At 64.2% G+C, this 25,845-nt stretch carries 25 protein-coding genes and 2 pseudogenes; 14 read left to right on the top strand and 13 right to left on the bottom strand.

The window, feature by feature from the left end; genetic code table 11:
- Nucleotides 1-21 precede the first annotated feature (21 nt).
- The 3 genes from IVA74_RS23615 to IVA74_RS23625 form a co-directional block, all read right to left on the bottom strand.
- Complete coding sequence (locus IVA74_RS23615; RefSeq protein ID WP_247348611.1) at nt 22-237, bottom strand: hypothetical protein; 216 nt, start codon at nt 235-237, stop codon at nt 22-24.
- 111 nt (nt 238-348) lie between these two features.
- On the bottom strand, nt 349-1,161 hold the full coding sequence (locus IVA74_RS23620; RefSeq protein ID WP_247348614.1) for a cysteine rich repeat-containing protein: 813 nt from the start codon (nt 1,159-1,161) through the stop codon (nt 349-351).
- A gap of 155 nt (nt 1,162-1,316) precedes the next feature.
- Nucleotides 1,317-2,318 carry an NADP-dependent oxidoreductase gene (locus tag IVA74_RS23625; protein ID WP_247348618.1) on the bottom strand — a complete coding sequence of 334 codons (1,002 nt, stop codon included), beginning with the start codon at nt 2,316-2,318 and terminating at the stop codon, nt 1,317-1,319.
- Nucleotides 2,319-2,528: 210 nt separating this feature from the next.
- Here IVA74_RS23625 and IVA74_RS23630 point away from each other — a divergent pair, with 210 nt between their 5' ends.
- Nucleotides 2,529-3,824, top strand: a complete 1,296-nt coding sequence (locus IVA74_RS23630) for a dicarboxylate/amino acid:cation symporter (RefSeq protein WP_247348621.1) — start codon at nt 2,529-2,531, stop codon at nt 3,822-3,824.
- Between the two features lie 13 nt (nt 3,825-3,837).
- A complete protein-coding gene (locus IVA74_RS23635) occupies nt 3,838-4,758 on the top strand; it encodes an amino acid ABC transporter substrate-binding protein (RefSeq protein WP_247348623.1) in 921 nt (306 codons plus the stop codon).
- A gap of 110 nt (nt 4,759-4,868) precedes the next feature.
- Here the strand turns inward: IVA74_RS23635 and IVA74_RS23640 are convergent, their stop codons facing one another.
- Nucleotides 4,869-5,675, bottom strand: a complete 807-nt coding sequence (locus IVA74_RS23640) for a RimK-like protein (RefSeq protein ID WP_247348625.1) — start codon at nt 5,673-5,675, stop codon at nt 4,869-4,871.
- 387 nt (nt 5,676-6,062) lie between these two features.
- Here IVA74_RS23640 and IVA74_RS23645 point away from each other — a divergent pair, with 387 nt between their 5' ends.
- From IVA74_RS23645 to IVA74_RS23655, 3 genes are all read left to right on the top strand, one after another.
- Nucleotides 6,063-6,836, top strand: a complete 774-nt coding sequence (locus IVA74_RS23645) for a ferredoxin--NADP reductase (protein WP_247348627.1) — start codon at nt 6,063-6,065, stop codon at nt 6,834-6,836.
- 222 nt (nt 6,837-7,058) lie between these two features.
- The gene (locus tag IVA74_RS23650) at nt 7,059-8,771 is read left to right on the top strand and encodes an FMN-binding glutamate synthase family protein (protein ID WP_247348629.1); all 1,713 of its coding nucleotides are present in this window, start codon (nt 7,059-7,061) and stop codon (nt 8,769-8,771) included.
- A gap of 107 nt (nt 8,772-8,878) precedes the next feature.
- A complete protein-coding gene (locus IVA74_RS23655; RefSeq protein ID WP_247348631.1) occupies nt 8,879-9,118 on the top strand; it encodes a PilZ domain-containing protein in 240 nt (79 codons plus the stop codon).
- A 58-nt stretch (nt 9,119-9,176) separates the two neighbouring features.
- Here the strand turns inward: IVA74_RS23655 and IVA74_RS23660 are convergent, their stop codons facing one another.
- On the bottom strand, nt 9,177-10,472 hold the full coding sequence (locus IVA74_RS23660; RefSeq protein ID WP_247348633.1) for a hemolysin family protein: 1,296 nt from the start codon (nt 10,470-10,472) through the stop codon (nt 9,177-9,179).
- A gap of 141 nt (nt 10,473-10,613) precedes the next feature.
- On the opposite strand from IVA74_RS23660, the pseudogene IVA74_RS23665 reads away from it, so the two are divergent.
- Nucleotides 10,614-10,916 (top strand): annotated as a pseudogene (locus IVA74_RS23665) (methyl-accepting chemotaxis protein); the annotation flags it as partial.
- A gap of 21 nt (nt 10,917-10,937) precedes the next feature.
- Here the strand turns inward: IVA74_RS23665 and IVA74_RS23670 are convergent.
- The 3 genes from IVA74_RS23670 to IVA74_RS23680 form a co-directional block, all read right to left on the bottom strand.
- Nucleotides 10,938-12,917: a carbohydrate porin gene (locus IVA74_RS23670; RefSeq protein WP_247348635.1), complete on the bottom strand. Its 1,980-nt coding sequence runs from the start codon at nt 12,915-12,917 to the stop codon at nt 10,938-10,940.
- Nucleotides 12,918-13,316: 399 nt separating this feature from the next.
- A complete protein-coding gene (locus IVA74_RS23675) occupies nt 13,317-13,577 on the bottom strand; it encodes a hypothetical protein (protein WP_247348637.1) in 261 nt (86 codons plus the stop codon).
- Between the two features lie 139 nt (nt 13,578-13,716).
- Complete coding sequence (locus IVA74_RS23680) at nt 13,717-14,523, bottom strand: creatininase family protein (RefSeq protein WP_247348638.1); 807 nt, start codon at nt 14,521-14,523, stop codon at nt 13,717-13,719.
- A 133-nt stretch (nt 14,524-14,656) separates the two neighbouring features.
- Here IVA74_RS23680 and IVA74_RS23685 point away from each other — a divergent pair, with 133 nt between their 5' ends.
- From IVA74_RS23685 to IVA74_RS23705, 5 genes are read left to right on the top strand one after another with little or no spacing between them, the layout of a single operon-like run.
- Nucleotides 14,657-15,679, top strand: coding sequence for an ABC transporter substrate-binding protein (locus tag IVA74_RS23685; protein WP_247348640.1), 1,023 nt, complete (start codon nt 14,657-14,659; stop codon nt 15,677-15,679).
- Between the two features lie 10 nt (nt 15,680-15,689).
- On the top strand, nt 15,690-16,535 hold the full coding sequence (locus IVA74_RS23690; RefSeq protein WP_247348643.1) for an ABC transporter ATP-binding protein: 846 nt from the start codon (nt 15,690-15,692) through the stop codon (nt 16,533-16,535).
- Complete coding sequence (locus IVA74_RS23695) at nt 16,532-17,350, top strand: ABC transporter permease (RefSeq protein WP_247348645.1); 819 nt, start codon at nt 16,532-16,534, stop codon at nt 17,348-17,350. The genes IVA74_RS23690 and IVA74_RS23695 overlap by 4 nt, the downstream gene beginning before the upstream one ends.
- The gene (locus IVA74_RS23700) at nt 17,350-18,339 is read left to right on the top strand and encodes a 2-hydroxyacid dehydrogenase (protein WP_247348647.1); all 990 of its coding nucleotides are present in this window, start codon (nt 17,350-17,352) and stop codon (nt 18,337-18,339) included. Before IVA74_RS23695 ends, IVA74_RS23700 begins: the two co-directional genes overlap by 1 nt.
- Nucleotides 18,339-19,031 (top strand): AprI/Inh family metalloprotease inhibitor, encoded by a 693-nt coding sequence (locus IVA74_RS23705; protein WP_247348649.1) that lies wholly within the window; start codon nt 18,339-18,341, stop codon nt 19,029-19,031. The genes IVA74_RS23700 and IVA74_RS23705 overlap by 1 nt, the downstream gene beginning before the upstream one ends.
- 67 nt (nt 19,032-19,098) lie before the next feature.
- Here IVA74_RS23705 and IVA74_RS23710 read toward each other — a convergent pair whose 3' ends face one another.
- A complete protein-coding gene (locus IVA74_RS23710; RefSeq protein ID WP_247348650.1) occupies nt 19,099-20,487 on the bottom strand; it encodes a peptidoglycan-binding protein in 1,389 nt (462 codons plus the stop codon).
- A gap of 250 nt (nt 20,488-20,737) precedes the next feature.
- Here IVA74_RS23710 and IVA74_RS23715 point away from each other — a divergent pair, with 250 nt between their 5' ends.
- Both IVA74_RS23715 and IVA74_RS23720 read left to right on the top strand, forming a co-directional pair.
- Entirely contained in the window at nt 20,738-21,112 is a 375-nt protein-coding gene (locus IVA74_RS23715; protein WP_247348652.1) for a hypothetical protein, read from the top strand.
- 164 nt (nt 21,113-21,276) lie between these two features.
- Complete coding sequence (locus IVA74_RS23720; protein WP_247348654.1) at nt 21,277-21,597, top strand: hypothetical protein; 321 nt, start codon at nt 21,277-21,279, stop codon at nt 21,595-21,597.
- Between the two features lie 22 nt (nt 21,598-21,619).
- Here IVA74_RS23720 and IVA74_RS23725 read toward each other — a convergent pair whose 3' ends face one another.
- From IVA74_RS23725 to IVA74_RS23735, 3 genes are all read right to left on the bottom strand, one after another.
- Nucleotides 21,620-22,408, bottom strand: a complete 789-nt coding sequence (locus tag IVA74_RS23725) for a DUF4239 domain-containing protein (RefSeq protein ID WP_247348657.1) — start codon at nt 22,406-22,408, stop codon at nt 21,620-21,622.
- A gap of 27 nt (nt 22,409-22,435) precedes the next feature.
- Nucleotides 22,436-23,149, bottom strand: coding sequence for a DNA repair protein RadC (gene radC / locus IVA74_RS23730; RefSeq protein ID WP_247348659.1), 714 nt, complete (start codon nt 23,147-23,149; stop codon nt 22,436-22,438).
- Nucleotides 23,150-23,241: 92 nt separating this feature from the next.
- Nucleotides 23,242-24,186: an EamA family transporter gene (locus IVA74_RS23735; protein ID WP_247348661.1), complete on the bottom strand. Its 945-nt coding sequence runs from the start codon at nt 24,184-24,186 to the stop codon at nt 23,242-23,244.
- A gap of 131 nt (nt 24,187-24,317) precedes the next feature.
- Between IVA74_RS23735 and IVA74_RS23740 the strand changes: the two are divergent.
- A pseudogene (locus tag IVA74_RS23740) lies at nt 24,318-24,913 on the top strand (Ada metal-binding domain-containing protein).
- Between the two features lie 25 nt (nt 24,914-24,938).
- Here IVA74_RS23740 and map read toward each other — a convergent pair.
- Nucleotides 24,939-25,757: a type I methionyl aminopeptidase gene (gene map, locus IVA74_RS23745; RefSeq protein ID WP_007597786.1), complete on the bottom strand. Its 819-nt coding sequence runs from the start codon at nt 25,755-25,757 to the stop codon at nt 24,939-24,941.
- Nucleotides 25,758-25,845: the final 88 nt, after the last annotated feature.

The raw sequence follows: 25,845 nt of genomic DNA on the forward strand, positions 1-25,845 counted from the left end.
CCGGCTTGGCCATCCGCACCGTCAGACGCAGCGCTTTACGTAGACCCCGTTGACCAGCACCCTGGTGCAGCGGACCACCGGAACCGGCTTGCGGACCACGACGGCCGCATTCGGCCCGGCGCAGCCAGCGCGATAGACGCCGCGAGCGCACACCACTGCATTGGCATCGGTGGCTTCAAAGGTCATGGTCGCAGCGAAGGCGAGGAGCGCCGAGGCGGTGAGTAGGAATGAACGCATGTCTTCCTCCCGGTGTTGTCGTCATTGAAATCGGATATCGGCAATGGTCGCGAATGTCGTTGCAGGCGTGCGAGAACGGTGCACGCCGTCAGATGTTGATGGCACGCTTCTCTAGCGCGCCGCGAACGGCGCCAGCACATCCTTGCATCCGGGCGACAGCGACGCGGCGTTGCTGGCGATGCACTGTACGATGCGACCGCCGCCGGGCGCGACGCCGGCGCACAGCGTGCGGATGTCGGCGCCGCAGGCGGAGCGAACGATCAACAGCTCTTCGCGCGGCCGCAGCGGGCGCAGCACGATCACGGCTGGCGCGGCTGCCGGTGCTGCTGCCGCCGCAGGAGCTGCGCCGGCAGGCGCCGCCGTTGCCGCTGCGCCGCCACCGGCCGCAGCGGTCACGGCCTTCTCGCAGGCCGGCGAAACCTTTGCCTTGTTCTTCTCCAGGCATTCGAGCGCGGGCGCGCCGCCCGGCGGCACGCTGGCGCACACCTTGGGGTAATCGGCGCGGCATGCGCTCTTGACCGCCGCAACCTGAGCGCTGCTCGGCTGCTTGGCCGCAGCAGCCTTCGGCGCGGCTGCGGCGGCAGGCTTTTCAGCGGGGGCGGATTCAGCCTTCGTCGCGGAAGGCGCAGTTTCCGCCTTGGGCGCCGCTTCGGTCTTGGGCGCCGCAGCGGGCTCGACCGCGCGCACCGCAGTCTGGCATCCCGATGACAGGCCGGACATGTTCTTCTGGAGGCATTGATACGCCTCCACACCGCCGGGCGTGACGCTCGCGCAGTGCGCCATGAAGTCCGAGCGGCACGCGGACCGGATGGCGCTCTTCTGGGCGTCGGTCGGCGCCTGCGCAAATGCGCCTGTTGCAGTTGCGAAGAGCGCTACCGCCAACATCGCGCTACGCGTTGAGACATGTTTCAAAATGTTGAACATTTGGGTGAATTCCCGCCCTGCCGGTAACGCCGACGATTCTAAAATGTGATGCAAACGCAATCGCCGCGAGTGATGCCTCGCGACAGTATCCTTGACCGCTTTGGCCACTACCGCAAGTAGATATTACCTGCGCAAATTGCGACGTAACTACGTCGTCAGAGCTTGACCATGCGCTTGCCGCGGTTCTCGCCCGCAAGCAATCCGATCAGCGCCTTCGGCGTGTTCTCCAATCCGTCGATAATGTCTTCCTGCACCTTTAGCTTGCCGGATGCGACCCAGGCCTGGAGTTCGGCGAGCGCACGCTGGCTCTCCTTCATGTAGTCCATCACGATGAAGCCCTGCATGACGAGCCGCTTCACCACGATCAAGCCGGGCACGCCGCGCGGGCCGTGTGCGGAGGGCGCGCCGTCATATTGCGAGATCGCGCCGCAACAGGCGATGCGGCCGTAATTGTTCATCTGCGGCAGGCAGGCTTCGAGAATGTCGCCGCCGACATTGTCGAAATAGACGTCGATCCCCTTGGGCGCCGCCGCGCGCAACGCCTTGAACACCGCGCCGTCCTTGTAATCCACGGCGGCATCGAAGCCGAGTTCGGAGGTCAGCCAGTTGCACTTGTCGGCGCCGCCGGCGATGCCGACCACGCGGCATCCCCTGATCTTCGCGATCTGCCCGACGATCGAGCCCACCGAGCCTGCCGCCGCGGACACGACGACCGTCTCGCCTTGCTTCGGCTTGCCGATCTCCAGCAGGCCGAAATAGGCGGTGAGCCCGGCGATGCCGAACACGCTGAGCAGATGCGTCATAGGTTCGAGCTTCGGCATCTTGGTGAGGTGCTTCGCCGGCACGGCGGCAAACTCCTGCCAGCCGGTGTCGCCGAACACGATGTCGCCCGGCACGAGCCCGGGCGCCTTCGAGCTGACGACCTCGGCGATGCCGCCGCCGGCCATCACGCTGTTGGCCTCGACGGCGGATCGATAGGTCGCGCCGTGCATCCAGGCGCGGTTGGCGGCATCGAGCGAGATATAACGCACGCGCAGCAAAGCCTCGCCGTCCTTCGGCTCCGGCATTGCACCCTCGACCATCTTGAAATGTTCGGGACCGAGCTTGCCGCTGGGCTTTTCCACCAGAAGAATCTGGCGATTAACGCTGCCGCTCATGGTGTTTCCTCTTCGTTTGTTTGACGATTATTGATGCAGCCACCGCAAAGAAAACGTGCAGGCCGCATTCGTTGTGCGCTGCATGAAAGCTAGATCGCCGGCGCCAGTTCCGCAACGGGAAGATCCCGTCATTGCGAGCACACGCAAAGCGTGTTGCTTCGTTGTCGTATCTGCGACATCATGAAGCGGCCGGTGTCGTGGGGGTAACCAATGTCGAACAGGTTCACGCAATACATTCTGGCGGCGATGGCTCTGGGCATCGTCATGGGCTCGGCGATCTACAATTTCATGCCGGATACGCGCGGGGACTGGGCCTCCTCCATCAATCTGATCGCAGTGATCTTCCTGCGCCTGATCAAGATGATCATCGCGCCGCTGGTGTTCGCGACCCTGGTCGGCGGCATCGCCCATATGGGCTCCGGCTCCAAGCTCGGCCGCATCTTCGCCAAGACCATGGGCTGGTTCGTCAGCGCGTCCTTCGTCTCGCTGATGCTCGGCCTCGTGATGGTCAATCTGCTTCAGCCCGGCGCCAATTTCCCCGGCACGCTGCCGGACAAGGGACAGTCTACGGGCTTGCCGGTCTCGGCGTTCTCGATCGAGAAATTCCTGACCCATCTGATCCCGACCTCGATCGCGGACGCGATGGCGCAGAACGAGATTCTCCAGATCGTGATCTTCGCCGTGTTCTTCTCGGTGGCGATGGGCTCGATGCCCGAGCGCTCCAAGCCGATCCTGGCGCTGATCGACGATATCGGCCACATCATGCTCAAGGTGACGAGCTATGTGATGCTGTTCGCGCCGATCGCGGTGTGGGCCGCCATCACCGCGACCGTGGCCAAGAACGGCCTGCTGGTGCTCTGGAAGCTCATCGTCTTCATGGGCGGCTTCTATCTCTCGCTCATGATCCTGTGGGGCATCCTCGTGGTGGTCGGCTTCATCGTGATCGGGCCGCGCTACAGCCATCTGCTGAAGCTGATCCGCGAGCCGCTGATGATCGCGTTCTCCACCGCGAGCTCGGAAGCGGCGTACCCGAAGACGCTGGAGGGGCTGAACAAGTTCGGCGCCTCCTCGCGAATATCGAGCTTCGTGCTGCCGCTCGGCTATTCCTTCAATCTTGACGGCACGATGATGTACTGCACCTTCGCCAGTATCTTCATCGCGCAGACCTATCATATCGAGATGTCGCTCTCGACGCAGCTTGCGATGCTGGCGACGCTGATGATCACCTCCAAGGGCGTCGCCGGTGTGCCGCGCGCCTCTCTCGTGGTGATCGCCTCGACGCTGTCGCAGTTCGGCATTCCCGAGGCGGGTCTGCTGATGATCATGGGCATCGACACCTTCCTCGACATGGGCCGCAGCGCCACCAATGTGATCGGCAACACGCTCGCGACCTCGGTCGTGGCGAAGTGGGAAGGCGAACTCGGCCCCGAGCACGAGCTTGGAGCGGGCGACGCCGTGCCGGGGGACATGATCCCCGGCGAAGTGCCTGCTATGGCCGGCCATTGACGGGAGGTGCATCATGCGCCCTTCAACGGTGATTTCGGGCGGCCTGTTGCTGACAGCGTGCCTGCTGGCAACGGGTGCCTCCGCCCAGACCGGCGGCAGCGAAGGGCTTAGCCCGACGCTGTCAGCCATCAAGAGCAGTCACACCGTGCGGCTCGGCTATCGCGAAAGCTCGCCGCCGTTCTCCTTCCTCGACCAGGCCAACCGGCCGATCGGCTACAGCCTCGAACTCTGCGAAGCTATCGTCGAGGAGATCGGCGTCGAGGTCGACGATCCCAATCTGAAGATCGGCTACGTCAAGGTCACCTCGGACGACCGCATCGACGCCGTGCTCCAGAACAAGATCGACCTGGAATGCGGCTCGACCACGGCCAATGCGGAGCGCGGCAAGCGCGTCGCCTTCTCGCCGCTGATGTTCGTCGCCGGTACCAAGCTGATGGTGCCGAAGGCATCAAGCGTCCAGTCGTTGACCGATCTGAAGGGCAAGACCATCGTGGTGACGAAGGGCACCACCAACGAGCAGGCGATCCAGGCGGCCGACAAGAAGTCCGCGTTGGGACTGACCATCGTTGTCGGTGCCGATCACGAACAGTCGTACCAGATGCTCGTCGACGGCAAGGCCGATGCCTTCGCGACCGACGATATCCTGCTGTCCGGCCTGATCGTGCGCCACAAGGCGCAGGACAGGTTCCGCGTCACCGGCGATTATTTGTCCTACGACCCCTACGGCATCATGTTCCGCAAGGGCGAACCGCAACTGACGGTCGTGGTCGATCGCACCTTCCGCAAGCTGGGGTCCAACCACGACCTCGTCCCGCTCTACAACAAATGGTTCACCGCCAGGCTTCCGACCGGCGAACGGCTGAACGTGCCGATCTCGCTGCAACTGGAGGAAGCCTTCAAGGCGATGGACGATTCCGCGAGCGCGAATAATTAGGGCATGTGCGACGAGCGCCGTGTCCCGCGAATGGAGAGAACCCCTCATCCGGCGCTTCGCGCCACCTTCTCCCACAACAAGGGGAGAAGGATTACAGCGCGCGGGGGCGCTCAGCGTTCGTCGCCAAACACCCGATCCAGCGCCGCATCATACGTCGCCTGCACCAACTCCGGATGCAGCTTCGCCAGCGCCTCCATCATCACGCCGGAATTGATCTCGAGCACGATCCACGCGCCATCGACACGGACCACGTCGATCGACGCGAAGCGGATGCCGATCGCGTTGGCTGCGTCGATGGCAAGTTTTCCGCAGGCCGCGCGGACCTCGCCATTCTGCGCCAGCACGGGCTTTGCGCCGGCATCGAGATTGTGCCGCCAATCCGAGCCACGCTGCTTGCTGTAGATCACACGGGGCACATCATCCAGCAGCACCACACGGACCTCCTCCTCGATCGCGACGTAGGGTGAGATCACGAGCCCGGCGCTCATCGAAAAAATCTCGCCAACCGCGTGGTCGAGCTCCGCCTGCGTCGCCACCCTGAAGACGGATCGTCCCGACGTCCCCTCGTTCGGCTTCACCACCACGCCCTGCGAATTGTCGCGAAGCAGCCCAAGCATTGCCTCCTGCCAGCCGGCGCCAACAACATTCATGCCCAGCTTCGGATTGAGGAAGAGGTGATGCGGAATGCAGGGCACGCCCACAAGCGTCAGCGCCTCGGCGGTCGCCGATTTGTCGTTGGCGATGCGATGCGCAATCGCGCTGTTGAGGCCAACGTCGTAGCCGAAGGCGAAGTGGTGCTGCGCGCCCCGGCGCATCGCGAGCAGCCAGCCGCCGGCGCGGACATCGAGCGCGATGCCATGGTTCGCGCAATAGCGCCTGATCGCCTGGACGAAGATCCGCTCGCCGCTCGCCGCCATGTGTCGGTCGCCAGTTTCCGTCGTTCCTGTCGCCAAAAGCCGCAAAAATGCGGGAAACGGCGCCAATCCAGGGTGAAAGTCAGAGCTATTCTTAATGAAATTATCGCGAGCGCGACGGAAATTAAGTGCTGCAATGAGGCCTTGGAAGGAAAAGAAATTGCCCTTCGCGCGTGCCCGGCAGCAGATTCACTAATGATGCGGCCATTTCCGCTGCAAACGCCGGTTTGACCGGCATCAATTGCATCCGGAACGAGGTTGATTATTGGTCTCAATGGCGTAGATCACACACGAGAAATCCTCCGCCATGGCAATGGTGTCCGCTCCGCTTTCAGGGGCCGGGCAATGCTTTTGCCCTAAAACCGCAATTATTCGGAATATCGAAAAATCATGAGCGCGTTTTACCGAGAGAAAGTTCTTTCCGTCCAGCATTGGACCGACACCCTGTTCAGCTTTCGCGCCACCCGCGATTCCGGCTTCCGCTTCCAGAACGGCCAGTTCGCGATGATCGGCCTCGAAATTGAGGGCCGCCCGCTGCTGCGCGCCTACAGCATGGCGAGCGCCAATCACGAGGAGGAGCTCGAGTTCTTCTCGATCAAGGTCCAGGACGGCCCGCTGACGTCGCGTCTCCAGAAGATCAGGGAAGGCGACACCATCCTGGTCGGCCGCAAGGCGACCGGCACGCTGATCACCGACAACCTCATCCCCGGCAAGCGGCTGATGCTGCTCTCGACCGGCACGGGCCTGGCGCCCTTCGCCAGCCTGATCAAGGACCCCGAGGTCTACGACCAGTTCGACAGCATCGTGCTGGTGCATGGCTGCCGTCAGGTCTCCGAGCTCGCCTATGGCGAGAGGCTCGTCGCCAGCCTTCGCGAGGACGAACTGTTCGGGGAGTTGCTCGCGGACAAGCTCATCTACTACCCGACCGTGACCCGCGAGCCCTTCAAGAACCGCGGCCGCATCACCGATCTCATCAGCTCCGAGCAGATCTTCAACGACATCGGCCAGGGCCCGCTCGACATCGCGACCGACCGCGTCATGATGTGCGGCAGCCCGGGGATGCTCGAAGAGCTGAAAGTGATGTTCGAGGGCCGCGACTTCGTCGAGGGCTCCGGCAACAAGCCCGGCCATTTCGTGATCGAAAAGGCGTTCGTCGAGCGGTAGGCCCTTTCGGTGTCGTCCTGGCTTTCGTCAGGACGAAGGCTATGGGTAAAGCGCCTTGACCGGTTAATGGTCCGTCCTCCCCAGCACTTCTGCTGCACTGCAAAAGTCCGCCCATCGGGCTGATTGATTTGTCTCCCCCGAATTCGCTAGCCTGAAACAAGGGCCGCGTCATATCCGTATGACGGGCGCGGGCGTATCGTATCGCCTCATGCTGGCGAGAGGATGGGAATCGTGGCCGACGACAACACAACGCAGGAATCGTCCAAGCACTTATCGCCCAAACGTCTGGCGCTGGCGGAAGAGGGGATCATGGAAACCCTGCTGCTGCCATTCTCCCCACGCTTCATCATCCTGACGATCTGCGCGGTGGTCACCGCGTTGCTGATCGGCATCGGCATCGCCGACCGCAAGATCTTCGACATCCTGCTGATCCCGATCCTGATCTTCGGCGCGTTGACGGCGCTTGGCGTCCGCGACCTGATGCAGAAGGGCCATGCGGTTCTGCGTAATTACCCGATCTCGGCGCATATCCGCTTCCTGCTCGAAGAGATTCGTCCGGAAATGCGGCAGTATTTCTTCGAGAGCGAGAAGGACGGCATGCCGTTCTCGCGCGACATCCGTGCGGTGGTCTATCAGCGCGCCAAGATGCAGCTCGACAAGCGTCCGTTCGGCACCCAGGAGGACGTCTACCGCGAGGGCTACGAGTGGATGCATCACTCGGTCTCGCCGAAGACGCATGCCGATGAGAAATTCCGCGTCACCATCGGCGGGCCGGATTGCGCGAAGCCCTATTCCGCTTCGGTGTTCAACATCTCGGCGATGAGTTTTGGCGCGCTCAGCCCGAACGCCGTGCGAGCGCTGAATGCCGGCGCCAGGAAGGGCGCCTTCGCGCATGACACCGGCGAGGGCGGCGTCAGTCCCTATCATCGCGAGATGGGCGGCGACATCATCTGGGAGATCGGCTCGGGTTATTTCGGCTGTCGCCATCTCGACGGCAGCTTCGATCCCGAGGCGTTCGCGCGCGTCGCGACCCAGGACCAGATCAAGATGGTCGAGCTCAAGATCAGCCAGGGCGCCAAGCCCGGCCATGGCGGCGTGCTGCCGGCGGCGAAGGTTTCGGAAGAGATTTCCAAGATCCGCGGCGTCGCGATGGGCGAGGATTGCATCTCGCCGGCTTCGCACCGCGCCTTCTCGACGCCAATAGGCATGATGCGGTTCATCGCCGAGATGCGCCGCCTCTCCGGCGGCAAGCCGACGGGATTCAAGCTCTGCATCGGCCATCCCTGGGAATTTCTGGCGATCTGCAAGGCCATGATCGAGACCGGCATCTATCCTGATTTCATCGTCGTCGACGGCAACGAGGGCGGCACCGGCGCGGCGCCGCTGGAGTTCATGGATCATCTGGGCATGCCGATGCGCGAAGGGATCAATTTCGTCCACAATGCGCTGATCGGCATCAATGCGCGCGACCGCATCAAGCTCGGCGCCTCCGGCAAGATCGCCACTGCGTTCGACATGGCGCGCGCCATGGCGATCGGTGCCGACTGGTGCAATTCGGCGCGCGGATTCATGTTCTCGCTCGGCTGCATCCAGTCGCTGAGCTGCCACACCGACCGCTGCCCGACCGGTGTCGCAACCCAGGATCCGACGCGTGCCCGCGCGCTCTATGTGCCGCTCAAGATCGACCGCGTGCACAACTACCACCATGCGACGCTGCACTCGCTGAGCGAGCTGATTGCCGCGGCCGGCCTTGAACATCCGCAGCAATTGCGCCCGATCCACTTCAGCCAGCGGACCTCGACGACCCAGGTGAAATCCTTCGCACAGCTCTACCCGTCGCTGCGCCCGGGTGAGTTGCTCGAAGGCACCGAAGACCCGCGCTTCCGGGACGCCTGGCAGATGGCGCGGACGGAGACGTTCCAGCCGGCGCAGTAGGCGCCGGTCCACCGCATGATACCGCCCCACGTCTGACCGCGCGTAAATTTCCCGGGAGCGAGGTTGCAGCTTAACGTCCGTGTCAGCTTCGGGTGTAAACTGGCTCCATGGACGAACGACGCGACAAGGCAAGGCATCGCGTGCTGAAGGCCGGGACGATCGAGTTCGGCGGCGGCGCGATCGACTGCACCGTCCGCAACCTGTCCGGTACCGGCGCCGCGCTCGACGTCTCCAGCCCCGTCGGCATCCCCGACCATTTCACCCTGTTCGTCCAGGTTGACGGCACGCATCTCGCCTGCACCGTGGTCTGGCGCAAGGAAAAGCGGATCGGCGTGAGGTTCGGGTGAGGGGTTCTCTCCGCGAGCGCTTCTCTTGTAATCGAGTTTCGCGGAGACAGGCAGCATCTTATCCTGTCTCGACTTCGCCGATCCGGCTCGCCAAAATCTTGTCGATCCGCCGCCCGTCGAGATCGATCACCTCGATGTGCCAGCCGCCGAGGTCGAAGGCGTCGCCGACATCAGGCAGCAGGTTGAACTGCTGCAGCACGAAGCCGGCGACCGTGTTGTAGCGGTGCGGCGGCAGTTCGATGCCGAGCAGCTCGCCGAACTCGTCGACCGGCATCCAGCCTGAGATCAGCAGTGAATCGTCCGCGCGCTTGACGTAGGCCGGTTCCGGCGGGCCTTCCTCGGAATGGAAGGCGCCGACGATCGATTCCAGAATGTCAGCCGTCGTCACGATGCCTTCGAAGGCGCCGTATTCGTCGTAGACGAGGCCAACATGCACCGGCGCAGCCTTCAGGATCGCGAGCACGTCGCGGGCATCCGCCGACGCGGGAATGCCCGGCGCCTCGCGAACCAGCGCGCGCAAATCCGGCGTGCGCTCGTTCATGTAGGCGACCAGCAGGTCCTTGGCCTGGAGCACGCCAATCGGCTTGTCACGGTCACCGTCGGACACGGGGAAGCGCGAATGCGGACTCTTCGCGATGGTCGCTTGAATGTTCTCCGGTGCATCGCGCAGGTCGATCTCGTTGACCTCCGTGCGCGGCGTCATGATTGCGCCGACCGGCCGGTCGCCAAGCCGCATCACGCCTGCGATCATTTCCTTTTCGCCCGATTCCAGCACGCCCGCGCTTTCGGCCTCGCTGACCAGATGATGGATCTCGTCCTCCGAGACCTTCTCCTCGGCCTTGCCGCCGCGGCCGAGTAGCGAGAGGATCAGCTTGCCGGAGAGATCGAGCAGGAAAACCAGCGGCAGCGAGACCCGCGCCAGAACGTGCATCGCGGGGGCGACCTTGACCGCGATGCTCTCGGGGTCGCGCAGCGCCACCTGCTTCGGCACCAGCTCGCCGACGATCAGGGTGGCGTAGGTGATGAGCGTGACCACGATGCCGACGCCGACGATGTCGGCAATCCCTGCGGACAAGCCGAGTTCGAGCAGCCATTGCGTCAGCCGCTGCCCGAGCGTCGCGCCCGAGAACGCGCCGGAGAGCACGCCGACCAGCGTGATGCCGATCTGCACCGTCGAGAGGAATTTGCCGGGATCGGCCGCGAGCGTCAGCGCCCGCTCGGCGCCGCGTACGCCCTTGGCGGCAAGTATGGACAGCCGTGCCGGGCGCGAGGAGACCACCGCCAGCTCGGACATGGAGAGCAAACCGTTGATGACGATCAGGACGACGACGATGGCGAGTTCGACGGAGAGCATTGACGTTCCGAGGTAATGGAGTGTGGCCAGACGGCGGCGCAAGCATTGATATAGGTATTCGGGGAAGAAATGCCGACGATTCTGTCGCATCCGGGCCGAGGGAACCTCTCGCGTCACTGAACGCTAGCGACGCCGGCACCCCGCGCAACTACGACCAACGACCATGTCGGCGAGCTCGCCAAGGCTGCCGGCCGGATCGGCGACGTGGTCGAGCTCATCAGCCAGATCGCGGGCCAGACCAATCTACTGGGACTCAACGCGACCATCGAGGCGGCGCGCGGCACCCAGCAGGTCTCCGCCAGCATCGTCGACGTGCAGCGCGGCGCGAGCCAGACCGGATCGGCCTCCTCCAACGTGCTTGCGTCAGCGAGGTCGCTGTCCGGCGAGAGCAGCCGCCTCAAGGTCGAGGTCGGAAAATTTCTCGACGCCATCCGCGCTGCATAGGAAACGCGTCGCGGGCAGCGCTCAGAACTCGCCGTGCAGCCGGCCCGAGAACACCGACACCGGCCCGCGATCGGCGTTGTAGGCGGGATTGACGATCAGCTGGTAGTCGGCGGTGAAGGTGAGATTCTTGTTCAGCGCGTAGGCGTAGTAGGTTTCGAGGATTCGTTCCCTGCGGTAGTTGAGCGCGCCGTCGCCGATGAGAACACCGAGGCCGCCGGCGGCCAGGAAGTCGCGATAATCCTGCGAGATGGCATTGACGGCGCCGCCGACGCCGATCACGTCATCGGGCCGGCCCCATTTCGTGCCCTTGATCGAAAGACCGCCGGACAGGCTGCGGTTGATATCGGTGAAGGCGAGCGTTTCGCTCTTGCCGTCATTCCAGCTCCAGCGGCCGAACAGCCCGACATCGTCCGTGATCGCCTGTTCGAGATTGACGACGTAGCCGACCTTGATGCGGCCGCGCCGGGTCTGGGCGATGTCGAGATTGAGCGCGGGATTGTCCAGCGTTTCGCGGAAGCTGCCCATATTGGCGCTGTCGAGCCAGCCCATGGTCCTGAGCTTGCCGGGTCGGCCGAACAGCGAGAAGCGCGTCTCGATCTCGACCACGTACTGGCCACGCTCCCCGGCCTTGGTGTCGAAATGATTTGAATTGGGCTCCGCCACCATCAGGAAATAACCGCCGCGCAGCGCCCATTGCTTCTGGTTGAACTCGGCGGTGACGCCGTAGGTGAGGCCGACCTTGTCGGCCGAATAGTCGAAGGCGCCCGGCGCCCACAGCGACCAGTTCATGAAGTCCTTGCGGGTGTCCTTGGCGTAGGCATTGCCGTCGAACACGTCGATCACCGCGAACTTGCCGGCCTGCACCGTGAGCCTGGAAACGTCGACCTTCTGCCCAAGCTGCAGCTGGCCGCTCGCGAGCTCTTCCTGCTCGCCGCCAAAGCCAAACGTCTGGCGCACGAACAGGCGCGAGGTGTTGTAATGCGGATAGGGAAAGTTCGACTTTTGCGCTTCGCCATTCGGAAAGCCCGCGGCGCCAACGGTGTCGTTCAATCCAAATCCCTGCAGCAGCTCGGGATTGTAATAGACCTCGCCACCGTCCCACAGCCGCGCGTTCAGGAACAGGCTGTTGCTCCACGTCGCCTTGGCCTGCGCCGACGGCGAGAGCGAGTTCGGCCCGGTGTAGAGAGCAGGGAACGACGGATAGCCTTGCGGCAGATAAGTGCTCTGGCCGTGAATCTCCCAGCGATCCGATTCAGTGTCGATCAGCGAACTGATCGCCGAACTCTTGGGGTTGTAGCTCGGCATGCCCGGCCAATCGACCTTGCGGTTGAGGCCGAGCCGGATCGACTGGAAATCGAGCGACGAGGAAGTGTACTGGGCGCCCGTGGAGAAGGCGACATTGGCGCTGTCGAAGCGGCTGTAGAGATATTCGACTCGCGCGCTCCAATGCGGCGCGAAGCCGTATTCGATGCCGGCACCGGCGATCCAGCCGGGCCGCGTGTTCAGGATTTTCGGGACGTCACCTGCGGCCGGCGTGTCGAAATAGCGCTCGCCCATCCATGCAAAGCCGCCGGTGGCATAGACCAGCCACGGACCACTGGTGTAGCCGAGGCGGCCGCGCAGGCTCGCGGTGTAGTCCCATTGCTGCGTGACGGTGTTGGCGGGTGTCGCCAGGAAGGAGACGATCGAGTTGGACGTGATGTAATTGGGAAACGAAAAATCGCCTTCGGCGCCCACCAGCCAGCCGGAGTTGAGCCGGTAATTGTAGCCGGCCTGCACGCCACCGATCATGCCGCTGAAGACGCCGCTGTCGTTGATCCCTGTGCCGTCGTTCAGCGCAAAGCGCGACGAACCCAGGCTATAGCCGGCGTGTGCACCGATATACAGGCCCGTCCAGTCGTAGACCGCCTTCAGCGCCGGCGCCTTCAGCGGCAGGTCGGCCGCGTTGCCGGTGGCGGGAAAAGCCAATACGCCCGAGGCAATCGCCGCGGCCGTCCGCAAGTACAGCTGTCGGTGACCCCTCAACGCCAAAACGCACGCCCCCAAACGCGAATGTGTCCCACCCGCCGCGATATCCCTGCCGATTCGCGGCGACCCTGTCATCAGGTCTTGGGTGCTCCCGCGATCGGACGAGATGATCTCGATCCGGCGCAGTTTCTTCCCAAGCCCCTGAGCCCGTTGCAAACCTTATTGCAATTAATTCGCAATAGCAACTGATGCGGATTGCCGCGGAGGATAGTTCGCACCTCGGTGTGACGGGACTGCAACAAATTCCCGAGGCCTGAAAACGGATGACCCCGCCCGGGGGGACATCCGGGCGGGGTCGGGGCACGACACGGGGTGGATGAGGCGCCCGTGTCGGACGCAGGATCCACGTGAGATCGGCCTCAGGTACTCAAATCAGTAGCAGCTACGAACGCGGCCAACGTACTGGCCGAAGGCGTTGTACCGGGCGACCCAGCCGCAGCGGTGATAGCCGTAATAGGGATCGTTGCTGGCGGCGATCGCGGTGCCGACGACGGCGGCGGTAGCGATACCCAGGCCGACACCGACGCCCCAGCCGAGCGGCTTGGCTTGCGCCTGCGAGGTGGTGGCCACGACGCTGCCGGTCAGGGTGAGCGCGGCGAAGGCAACTGCGAAAATCTTGGTCTTGATCGACATTTGAAACTCCATCCGGGTTGAGGCGGTCCGTTGTGGCCCGCGTGCCCAGTTGGACGGAGGCTCCTCGAATCCGGTTCGAAGGCCGCGAATTCAGTCGCGCAGTTCGAATCCTTCCTGAATGATTACAATGAGATACGAGCTAGCCGAGGGGGCCTTTGGCGAGCCTGTTCACGTCGAAGTTATCGACCTCGGCAAGCAGTTCGCAAAAGGCGCGGGCGCCCTGGTCGATCAGCTGCTCGCCCTTCGCGGCCACGGCCAGCGTCGCATTACCGACGGCACCGCTCGGGTGGAGATCCTGCGCCTGCCAGGCGAAGGGCGCGGGCCGCTGCGTCGACAGCCAGCGATATTGCTTCTCCAACGCGATGCTGCTCGCGGGGAAATCCGCGATTGCATCGGCGCGCACCTGATCGGGATAGCGCGCCAGCATGATCGAGGTCTCCACCGCGCCGCCATGAATGCCGTGGCGCACTTCGTCGGCCGGGAACAGCTTGTCCGCGGCTGACAGCCGCGACCACGACGTCGTCACCACCAGCAGCTTGTGATGCGCGCGAAGATCCTGAGCAATCAGCATCATCGCGGCGCTGTTGCCGCCGTGGCTGGTGATGATGACGAGCTTCTTCAATCCGCGCCGCGCGACGTCCTCGCCGATTCCTGTCCATCTCTTCAGCGCGATTTCGGTCGGCAGCGTCTGCGTGCCCGGATAGTCGATATGCTCGGTGGAAATCCCGACCGGCTCAACAGGCAGGAAAATCGCCGGAATGTTCGCGGGCAACAGCTCGTGCATGCGCGCGAGATAGGCGTCCGCAATCAGCACGTCGGTTGTGAGCGGCAGGTGCGGGCCGTGCTGCTCGGTCGCCGCCAGCGGCAGCACTGCGATCCAGCGCGACACGTCGGTGAGGCCAGCTTCGGACCAGCGGATATCGGTCCAGTCGCGGGAGGGCGTCATCAAGGTTTCTTTGGAGGTTTCTTTGCCCAAATTTGTCACGTAGTTTGGGGTTATGGAGGGGACGCGGACTCGGCCGGCTTGCGTCCCCGATTGCCTTGTTATCATGGGCCGGAACGATCGACGGAGTCCAATCATGCGTCTCATCCATCTCTGGCGAGCGTTAACGGGGGCCTTGGTGGCCGCATCTCTCGCGGCCCTGCCCGTGCGTGCCGAAACGCTCGACAAGGTCACCTTCGGCACCAATTGGGTTGCCGAGGCCGAGCATGGCGGCTTTTTCCAGGCCGTCGCCGACGGCACCTACGAGAAATACGGCCTCGACGTCACCATCGTCCCCGGCGGGCCCAACGAGAACAACCGGATGCTGCTGATCGCCGGCAAGATCGATTTCTTCATGGCCGCGAACACGCTGATGTCGTTCGACGCGGTCGCCAACAACGTCCCGGTCGTCACCATCGCCGCGGTGTTCCAGAAGGATCCGCAGGTGATGCTGACGCAGCCCGACGCCAAGGTCGCCAAGATCGAGGACCTCAAGCCGCTGACGCTGTTCGTCTCCAAGGAGGGCATGACCAGCTATTTCCAGTGGCTGAAGTCCGAATACGGTTTCAGCGAGAAGAACGTTCGCCCCTATAATTTCAATCCGCAGCCCTTCATCGCCAATCCCAAGAGCGCGATGCAGGGTTACGTCACCTCCGAGCCCTTCGCGGTCGAGAAGGCGGCCGGCTTCAAGCCCAATGTGCTGCTGCTCGCCGATTACGGCTTCAACACCTATTCGACCCTGATCGAGACCCGCCGCGACGTGGTCGAGAAGAAGCCCGACCTGGTGCAGCGCTTCGTCGACGCCTCCATGGTCGGCTGGTACAATTACATCTACCGCGACAATTCCGCGGGCAACGCCATGATCAAGAAGCTCAATCCGGAGATGACCGACGAACTGCTCGCCTATTCCGTCGCCAAGATGAAGGAATACGGCATCGTCGATTCCGGCGAGTCGCTGAAGAACGGCATCGGCGCGATGAGCGACGATCGCTACACCTCCTTCTTCAACAAGATGGTGAAGGCGGGTGTCGTGAAGCCGGACCTCGACTTCCGCAAATCCTATACGCTGCGCTTCGTCAACAAGGGCGTCGGCGTCGAGCTGCGCCCCAGCAAGCCGTAGCGCAAGGTCGATGTCGTCAGTCAAAACTACGGCGGGGGTCGAGACCGGCCTGACGGCCCTCGCCGTCAGCCTGCGCGGCGTGACGAAGGCCTATGACAACGGCGTGATGGCGCTCGGCCCGCTCGATCTTGCGGTACGCAAGGGCGAGTTCATCTCGCTGCTGGGACCGTCCGGTTGCGGCAAATCCACCGCGCTGCGGCTGATCGCGGAGCTCAGCGCGCCGTCGTCCGGGGTCGTGCGGTTGGCGCGTCAGGAGAGCAAGGCGCAGCCGGGCCATGTTCAGCCAGGTCATTTTCAGCCAGGTCACGGCATCGGCTTCGTGTTTCAGGAGCCGACCCTGATGCCCTGGACCAGCGTGCGCGAGAACGTGCGGCTGCCGCTGAGGCTCGCAGGCGTGCCGAAGGCGGACGCGCGCGCGCGCGCCGACGAGGCGCTGGCGAGCGTCGGGCTTGTTGATTTCGCCGAAGCCTTTCCGCGCGAACTCTCCGGCGGCATGAAGATGCGGGTGTCGCTGGCGCGTGCGCTCGTCACCGACCCTGATATCCTCCTGATGGATGAACCGTTCGCGGCGCTCGACGAAATCACGCGCTTCCGCCTCAACAACGATTTGCTTGCGCTGTGGCGCAGGCTCGGCAAGACCGTCATCTTCGTGACCCATTCAGTGTTCGAATCTGTCTATCTGTCGCAGCGCGTGGTGGTCATGTCGGCGCGGCCGGGCCGCATCCAGGCCGACATCCGCATCGAGACGGTCGAGCCGCGCGGCGAGGGGTTTCGCACCTCGGCTGCCTATTCCGATTATTGCCGGACCGTGTCGGCCGCGCTGGCGCCATCCTATTCAGGGCAGTCGACGCTATGAATGCGCAAGCGACCGTCGCGGCAAAGCCGTCCGGCGCAAAACGCGCGTTGCGTTTCGTGCTGCCCGTCATCGTATTCGCGGCGGGACTCCTCGCCTGGGAACTCGTGGTCCGCATCAAGGACATCCCGCCTTACGTGCTGCCGGCGCCCTCGGTCATTTTTTTGACGCTGATCAAGGACTGGGCGGTGCTGTCACAATCGCTCGCCGCAACGTTGCTGACCACGCTTGAAGGTTTTGTGGCAGCCAGCATCGGCGGCATCGCGATGGCGCTGCTGTTCAACCAGTCCAAATGGGTGGAAGCTTCACTGTTCCCCTATGCCGTAGTGCTTCAGGTCACGCCGGTCATCGCGATTGCGCCACTGCTGCTGATCTATCTGGAGCAGCAGACCGCGGTCGTGGTCTGCGCCTTCATCGTCGCCTTTTTCCCGGTGCTGTCGAACACCACGCTTGGGCTCAATTCGGTCGATCGCAACCTCGCCGGCCTGTTCCAGCTCTATGGCGCCTCGCCACAGCAGACCCTGCGCTTTCTCAAGCTGCCAGCGGCGCTGCCCTATATTCTCGGCGGCCTGCGCATTGCCGGCGGCCTGTCGCTGATCGGCGCGGTCGTGGCCGAGATCGCGGCAGGAACGGCCGGAGCCGGCTCCGGGCTCGCCTACAGGATCGCCGAATCCGGCTACCGGTTGAACATACCCCGCATGTTCGCAGCGCTGCTGTTGCTGTCGCTGGCCGGGATTGTCATCTATGGGGTGCTGGCGCTAGTTTCGCACCTCGTTTTACGGCGCTGGCATGAGAGCGCGCTTGGAAAGGACAACTGATGACCACCGGTTCGATTTCGTCCGAAAAGATCGACCTTCTGATTTATGGGCCGGTCCGGCCGATCCTCGAGAACGGGTTTTCCGATCATTTCGTCGTGCACAAGGCGGAGACGCGGGGCGATCTCGAGCGGCTGACGCCGGCGATCCGCGAAAAGATCCGCGGCGTGGCGGTGACCTATCACACCGTGCGCGCCGACAAGGATTCGCTGTCGCAATTGCCCAAGATCGAGATGGTGGCGAGCTTCGGCGTCGGCTACGACCACATCGACTCCAAATACGCCGCCGAGCACAACATCATCGTCACCAACACGCCCGACGTGCTGACCGAGGAGGTCGCCGACGTCGCCATGGGCCTTCTGATCTCCACCGTGCGTGAGTTCATCAAGGCCGACCGTTATGTGCGCTCCGGCCTCTGGCAGACCCAGAACTATCCGCTCAGCGTCGGCTCGCTGCGCGACCGCAAGGTCGGCATCGTCGGCATGGGCCGGATCGGACAGGCGATCGCGCGCCGGCTCGATGCCTCGCTGGTGCCGGTGGTCTATCACACCCGCAATCCGTCCAAGGAGGTCTCCTACAAGCACTACCCTGACCTGATCGAGATGGCGAAGGCGGTGGACACGCTGATGGTGATCGTCCCCGGTGGCGCCAGCACCAACAAGATGATCAACGCCGAGGTATTGAAGGCGCTCGGACCGCGCGGTGTGCTGGTCAACGTCGCGCGCGGCTCCGTGATCGACGAACCGGCGCTGGTCCAGGCGCTCAAGTCCGGCACCATTCTGGCGGCCGGTCTCGACGTGTTCGCGGCCGAACCCACCGTGCCGGACGAGCTCAAGACCATGCAGAACGTCGTGCTGTTGCCGCATATCGGCTCGGCCTCTGTGGTGACGCGCAACGCGATGGACCAGCTCGTGGTTGACAACCTCAAATCCTGGTTCGCCGGCAAGGCGCCGTTGACGTCGGTTGCGGAGACGCCGTTCAAGGGACGCTGATGAACGCGCTTCGCCTCGCTGCGTGGGTGGTGGCGGCGCTTGTCGCCGCCTCGACGCTCGCGCAGGCGCAGGATACGACGACCCTGAAGAAGGAAATGGTCGGGCAGTGGGAGCTCTCGACCACCGAGCGCAGCAAGACCTGCGTGATCACGATGAAGGGCGAGGCAGCCGGGCAGGGTTTCAAGCTCGAGCTGGAGCCGGCCTGCAAGGCCGCGCTGCCCTTCACCAAGGGCATCGTCGCCTGGAGCGTCAGGGGTCTCGACATCGTCCGTATGCAGGATGCGAGCGGTGAAGCCGTGATCGACTTCACCGAGGTCGAGGCCGGTATCTTCGAGGGCCTGCGGCAAGGCGAGGGCGTTTACATCCTGCAAGACCTCGCCGCCGCCCGCTCGATGGCGAAGTCGATGGACCAGATGATCGGCGACTGGTCGATGGTGCGGAGCAACGGCCAGCCGGTCTGCGCGCTGACGCTGACCAACACGGAAGCCGGGCCCGACAATTTCCAGGTCTTCCTCAAGCCGAAATGCGACGCGGCCATCGCGCAGTTCAACCCCACGCAATGGCGGCTCGAGCGCGGTCAGATCATTTTGATGTCGAAGGCCGGCGACGCCTGGCAGTTCGAGGCCGACGACAACGCGCAATGGCGGCGCGTTCCCGATACCGCCGATCCCCTGATCATGCTGCGTCAGTAGGCGCCGCGAAATGCGACCTCATCCTGAGGGCCCGCCATAGGCGGGCGTCTCGAAGGATGACCGCAGGTTACGTCGTCGCCTTCGGCGGCGGCGCGGTGCCTTGGGCCCACTTCTCCAGCTTGCCGAGCACGCCCCAGGCCGTGAGTGCCAGGGAGATCGGCATCGCGAACTGGCCGAGGCCAGGCACGGCGGACACGATCGTCCCGAGCAGCCCGGCAATACCGCCCGCGTTGGGGCTCGCCGTCACCGAAGAGAGCAGCGCCGTGATCAGCGAGCCGCCGATGCCGAGCGCAGTCTTCTTGCCGTCGAGCATCTTGCCGATGGTGTCGCCGAGCGCGCCGTTGACCTGGCCGAGGACGGGCTTGCCGTCCTTGTTGAGCAAGGTACTGAGCAGGTCGACGACCTGCTTCAACTGATTGACGGGGGCGGGGCTGGTCGGGGTGACTGGTCCTGGCATGGGAGCTGTCTTGTTGACGAGGGAAAGGAGCCGTTCGAACAGGCTGATCGGATCGTTGGTGGCGGGCAGCGTGTTGCCCGATGTCGTCGTTCCCGGCGTCACACCGCCGGCCGGTGGCCGCAGCAATTGTGCGAGGTCCTCAAGCCGCTTCATGATCTGGGACACATCGCCGGTCGGTCCGGTGGGGTCCGACTGCGCCGTGCGCGTGAGAGCGGCGACCGTGGCGCCGTCGAGAAGTCCGGTATCCCTCAGGCCGTTCCGCTGCTGAAACTGCGAGACCGCGGTCTTCGTCTTCGGTCCACTGATGCCGTCCTCGTCGAGCGGCGGATTGGCGCCGAGCTTGTTGAGCGCCTGCTGCATGAGAACGATCGTCGATGCCGAGTCGTCCTCCGGTTCCACGCGGCTCGCGAATTGCGGGTTGCCGTCGAGCGTGATCGAGGAATCGAGCGACATCATCGCATGCAGGATCACGGCGGTGCCGAGCTGGGAATCGACGTGGTTCGAATCGAACACATGGTCGCGGACGAACTTGCCGGCCCTTGCCTCGGGCGGGCCATACAATGTCGAACCACCATAAAGATAGGGCGAATTGCAGCCCTTGGCGTGATAGCCGAAGCCGTTGAACGCCTCGAGCCGGAACAGAATCCGCGCGATACCCCAGTCGTGAGCGCCGACGAAATTTTCGATTCTGAATGCATCCACGGCGCCGTCCACGAACGTGGCAAACGGACCGCGCCCTTTCGGAACGACGGTCGTGGCGCGATGAAGCGTTTCCCCGTTGCCGAGATAGGTGTCGAAATCGAAATTGGACTCGCGGTAATGACAGAGGGCAGCGAAATACCAGGGGACGCCGGTCAGCCGCTCGACCTGCTGATAGGTCGCCTTGCCGTTAATGGCCTTGCGTGCGACCCCGTTCGCGTCGGAGAGGCGTGGAGGCCGGATCTCGAGATTGGCCCAATTCCGCTCGTATTCGCTTTTCAAACTCTCGAATGAGACCATTTTCCGCTCCTACAATGAATGAATTATCGCAACTCCGTGTCAGTCCAAGTGAACCAGGTGCCGTGATCAGGGCGTGACGGCAGCGTGATCTCCCAAATCTGGCAGGCCGCCGGCGCGGCGCGTGTGAACTGGGTTACAGCCTCGCCGGGAAAATGAGCGGCGGCACCGGGATCGACGCGGTCGCCCCCGAGGGAACCGGCAGGGATCCTCCTCCGTTAGCGGCGCGAGGCAGTCCCGCAAGGAGCCCTGCATGACCAAGCGCGTCCTCGCGATCGGCATCGAGCCCGGCAATGCGGACTACAGCGCATTCCCGCAGCTCACGCCGGAACTCGTGCGCGACTACATCGATGCGCAGCTGCTGCGCCTGCGCGATCTCGGTTACGAGGTCACGAGCTGCCTGATCGACCTCGATGCCGCGGCGGAAGCCGGCGTCACGGCGGCGCTGCGCGACGAGAGCTTCGACTGCATCGTGATCGGCGCGGGCCTGCGCGAGCCGAAGGAGCGCCTGCTGCTGTTCGAGAAGGTGCTCAACCTCGTCCACCGCCTGGCGCCTGACGCCGCGATCTGTTTCAACACCACGCCCGCCGACACCGCCGAGGCCGTGCAGCGCTGGGTCGATGCTTGAGATGAATCGGCAAGCCCGTGCATCGCAAGCGGCATCATTAAAGCCGCCGTTGCGCTACGCCTCCGGCGCCACCGCATGACGTGATGAGGCGCGGCGTCGGCAATTTGTCTGGCCCGAATCCGCTTCCGGCGCTATGACTCGCCTGGCCACAGGGGAGGGCGAGCATGCTTCGAGGTCTTCGTATTGGAAGTTTCGCAATCGCGGCATGTCTGACGGTCGCGATGGCGATGCCGGTCCACGAGGCGGCGGCGCAGGACGCAATTGGCGGTGCCATCCTCGGCGGCGTCGGTGGAGCGATCGTGGGTGGCGCGCTCGGCGGGGGCCGTGGAGCCGCCATCGGCGCCGTCGTCGGTGCCGGCACGGGCGCTGCGATCGCCTCCGAGGGCGAACGCCGCCGCTCCGGCTACTACGCCTATCAGCGCGGTTGCTACATGCAGCGCCGGGACGGCTCCTACGTCCCGGTCGATCCCCGATACTGCTACTGAGATCGAGACGAGCTGTCGCGCCTCAACTTTTCGCCGCTGACTCCGGCATGATCTGGAGCAGCGGCTCCGGCCGGATCGAGACCTGGCCGGCGAACGGCCGGTCGTGCGCGGCGATCAAGAGAACCGAGGTCGCGACGCCGGTCGCGAACAGGCCCATCGCGATCGCCGATCCCAGCCGGTTGTCGCAATGGACGAGGCCGATCACGAGCAGCGCGCAGGCCGCCTGGAGATACAGGCACCACCATTTGACCGAATTCACCGCGGCGAGGCTGACGATGATCCGCTGCCGCCGCGCATCCAGCGCCTGCTGGAGCGCGCTGATGATCTCGTGCTGCACGGTCTCCTGATTCCGGCCCTGCGGCGCCATCGCGACGACGAGCTGCAAGGCTTCGGCGAGCGCGGGCGGCGTCACCTTCAGCGACGCCTCCTGATGCGCCATCATCGGCCATTCCACCGTGACGGCCTGCTCGACATAGTCGCGCACCAGGCCGCGCAGCCTTGTCTCCTGCTCTGCCGGTAGGCCGGCGGCGAGCAGCACGGCGCTTCGCAGCGCGCTGGCCTCACGGCTCACCGCGGCGCCGGCGCGGTCGCTGTCGCCCCAGACCTGCGCCGCGGTAAAGGCGACGAACAGGCCGAAGATGATGCCGAGCACCGGCAGCATGCCCGGTGAGATCGCCTTCAGCGATTTCGCGCGCTCCCCCGTTGCGACAAGCGCGACGGCCGCGAAGATGGCCATCGCCACCAGATAGGTGAAACCGAAGACCACCAGCGCCATCCAGGGCAGTGGCAGATTGTGCAGCCAATCGCTCATGCTGTCCTTGTCATGTGATTCGATAGCCTAGATCAACCGCAGCCCACGCAGGCTGGCATGGCCGCCTCGGCCCACGATGATGTGGTCGTGCACGGCGATACCGAGCGGCTTTGCGATGTCGATGATTGCCTTCGTCATCTGGATGTCGGCCTGCGACGGCGAGGGATCGCCGGAGGGGTGGTTGTGGACCAGGATCAGCGCGGTCGCGGATAATTCCAGCGCGCGCTTGATCACCTCGCGCGGATAGACCGGGGTGTGGTCGACGGTGCCGGTCTGCTGCACCTCGTCGGCGATGAGCTGGTTGCGCTTGTCGAGGAACAGCAGGCGGAATTGCTCCTTGTCGGCAAACGCCATGCTGGTGCGGCAATAGTCGATCACCTCGTTCCAGGACGACAGCGCGTTGCGGTTGTTGACCTCGCCCTTGGCGACGCGGTGCGATGCCGCCGCGATCAGCTTGAGCTGGTGGATCGCGGGCTCGCCGACGCCGTCAACCTCGCGCAGGCGCGCCACCGGGGCATGGACGACTTCGGCGAACGAGCCGAATGTCTTGATGAGCGTCTTCGCCAGCGGCTTGGTGTCGCGCCGCGGCAGCGCCGGAAACAGCGCCATTTCCAGCAGCTCGTAGTCGCTGAGCGCATCCGCACCGGCGCTGTAGAAGCGCTCGCGCAGCCGCTCGCGATGGCCGAGATAGTGCGGCGCTTCCTCCGGCTTGCTCTTGTCGTGGTCTGACTTGGCGGGCATCGGCCGCCAGCATTGCCGCGGACCAGCGCTTTTGCAACCGTCAATTGCGGGACGGCGCGCAGGCCCTGGCATCTGGCTTTGAAGATGGTGACTCAGCCCGCCGGTCTCCTGGCGCCGTGCGCTGGTGCGGGCACCGTGACCGCCACCACACCGGCGAGAATGAACAGCATTCCGGCAAGACTGGACCAGGTAAATTGCTCGCCGAGCCATGCGGTACCGAGCGCCACCGCGAAACCGGCGCGCAGATAGCTTCCGCTTGTCGTGCCGAGCGGACCGAGCGTGTGGATCAGCCGGAAATAGATCACCATCGCGAAAGCCGTGCAGACCACCGCGAGCGCGATCACCGCCGCGATCGCCTGCACCGGCGGCGGCGGCAGTGTCCACGGCTGTTCGAGAGCGGCGGCGATCGGGAGCATGAGAAGCGCCGCGCAACTCATGGCTCCGGCCGCCGTGACGATCGCGGGACGGCCCGAGAAGCGCTGCCCCCATATCGGTGCGAGCGCATAGCAGAGGCTCGCGCACAGTACCGCTGCCTGGCCCAGCGGAGCGGCCGTGCCGATCCCCGCAAACGCATCGGTACCTATGGTCACGGCGACGCCCGCGAGACCGAGACCGACGCCGATGATCTTCTGGCCGTTGACGGTCAGCCGCCCGCGCATGGTCATCATCGCGATCGCGAGCACAAACATCGGCGGGGTTGCATTGAGTACGCCGGCGAGACCGCTTGCGATATGTGCCTCGCCCCAGCTGATCAGGGTGAAGGGCAGCGCACTTTGCAGTAGCCCTTGCACGAAGAGGGCCGCCCAGTCCGATCCTCGGCGGGGAAGGGCGTGTCCCTGCGCGAGAGCGATCAGGATCAGGATAATGGCCGCGATCGTCACCCGCGCGGCGACCATCGTGAAGGGCGGAATCGTCTGGATCGCGACCTTGATCAGCGTGAACGAGCTGCCCCAGATCAGCGAGAGCAGCAGCAGGAGCCCGATCTCCAGCGCGAGAGTGGTCTTGCTTCGCGTCGTTTGTTGCCCTTGCATGCTCATGCGATTTGCTCCTGAAGCGATCGACACCATGATCCGGAGCGCCGGGAGAGGCTGGCTGAATTCGGACCTCATCGCCCGATCGAGTCCGATTTCAGCTACTCGGCGTGCAGCGCGGGCATTATTATCGCGCAATGGCGACAGGCTCGGCGCATCGGCAAACGCTGCCACCGCATCTCGACTGGGAAACCTGCGATCGGGCTCGGCTGGCCCGTGCGCGCGCTTTCGACGGACTGTTCTTCTCCAGTGTCCGCTCGACGCGCATCTATTGCCGGCCGGTCTGTCCGGTTCGTCCTGCTCGCTCCGAGAACGTCACCTTCTATGCGACAGCTGCCGCCGCCGAGCGGGCCGGTTTTCGCCCGTGCCTCCGCTGCCGGCCGGAAACGGCGCCGGGGTCGCCGGCCTGGATGGGAACGGCGAGCACCGTGGCGCGCGGGATGCGTCTGATCCATGACGGTTTTCTGGATGAGGCGTCAATGACGGAGCTCGCAGAAGCCCTTGGCGTCGGGCCGCGCCACCTGCTTCGCCTGTTCATGCGCCACGCCGGGGCGAGCCCGAGCGAGATCGCAGCGACGCGGCGGTGCAGGAAGCCAAGCGCTTGATCGACCAGACCAGCATGACATTGGCGGAGATCGCCTTCGCCGCAGGTTTCGGCAGCGTTCGCAGATTCAACGATGCCTTTGCCGCGACCTACAAGCGGCGGCCGTCGTCATTCCGCCGGCCGCGATAGGCGCGCGTCGGCGCTTGCGCCGCCATCACCCGATCTGCTTCTCGCCGTGCCGCTCGGACAGCGTAAAAATCTCGACGCCTGTCGCGGTGACGCCGACCGAATGCTCGAACTGCGCCGACAGCGAGCGGTCGCGGGTCACCGCGGTCCAGCCGTCCGAGAGGATCTTCACATGCGGCTTGCCGAGATTGATCATCGGCTCGATGGTGAAGAACATGCCCGGCTTGAGCTGCACGCCTTCGCCCGGCCGGCCGATATGGATGATGTTCGGCTCGTCGTGGAACATGCGCCCGAGGCCATGGCCGCAGAAATCGCGCACCACGCTCATGGCCTGCGGCTCGACGAAGCTCTGGATGGCGTGGCCGATGTCGCCGGTGGTGGCGCCGGGCTTCACCGCGGCGATGCCCCGCATCATGGCCTCATACGTCACTTCGATCAGCCGTTCGGCCTTGCGCGCGATCGGGCCGACCGCATACATGCGGCTGGAATCGCCATACCAGCCGTCGACGATGAAGGTGACGTCGATGTTGACGATGTCGCCCTCTTTCAACGGACGGTCGCCGGGCATGCCGTGGCAGACCACGTGGTTGAGCGAGGTGCAGGTCGAGTAGCGGTAGCCGCGATACATCAGCGTCGCCGGATAGGCATTGTTGCTGAAGGCGAAGTCGCGGACGAACTGGTCGATGCGCTCGGTCGGCACGCCGGGCCCGACGATGTCGGTGAGCTCGTCGAGGCACTTCGCCACCAGCGCTCCCGCCTTGCGCATGCCGGCAAAGGCGCTCGGTCCGTGCAGCTTGATCTGTCCGGTCTTGCGCAGGGAGGTATCGGAAGCTTCGACGTAACTCATGCGGGCGCTATCTTCTGGGGTGGGCTCGATATCGGCGGAAAGGCTTGATTTCACGCTCCAATTTAATGATTGCGAGCCTTCATGCAAG

The sequence above is a fragment of the Bradyrhizobium sp. 132 genome (assembly GCF_023074185.1).
GTDB lineage: Bacteria > Pseudomonadota > Alphaproteobacteria > Rhizobiales > Xanthobacteraceae > Bradyrhizobium.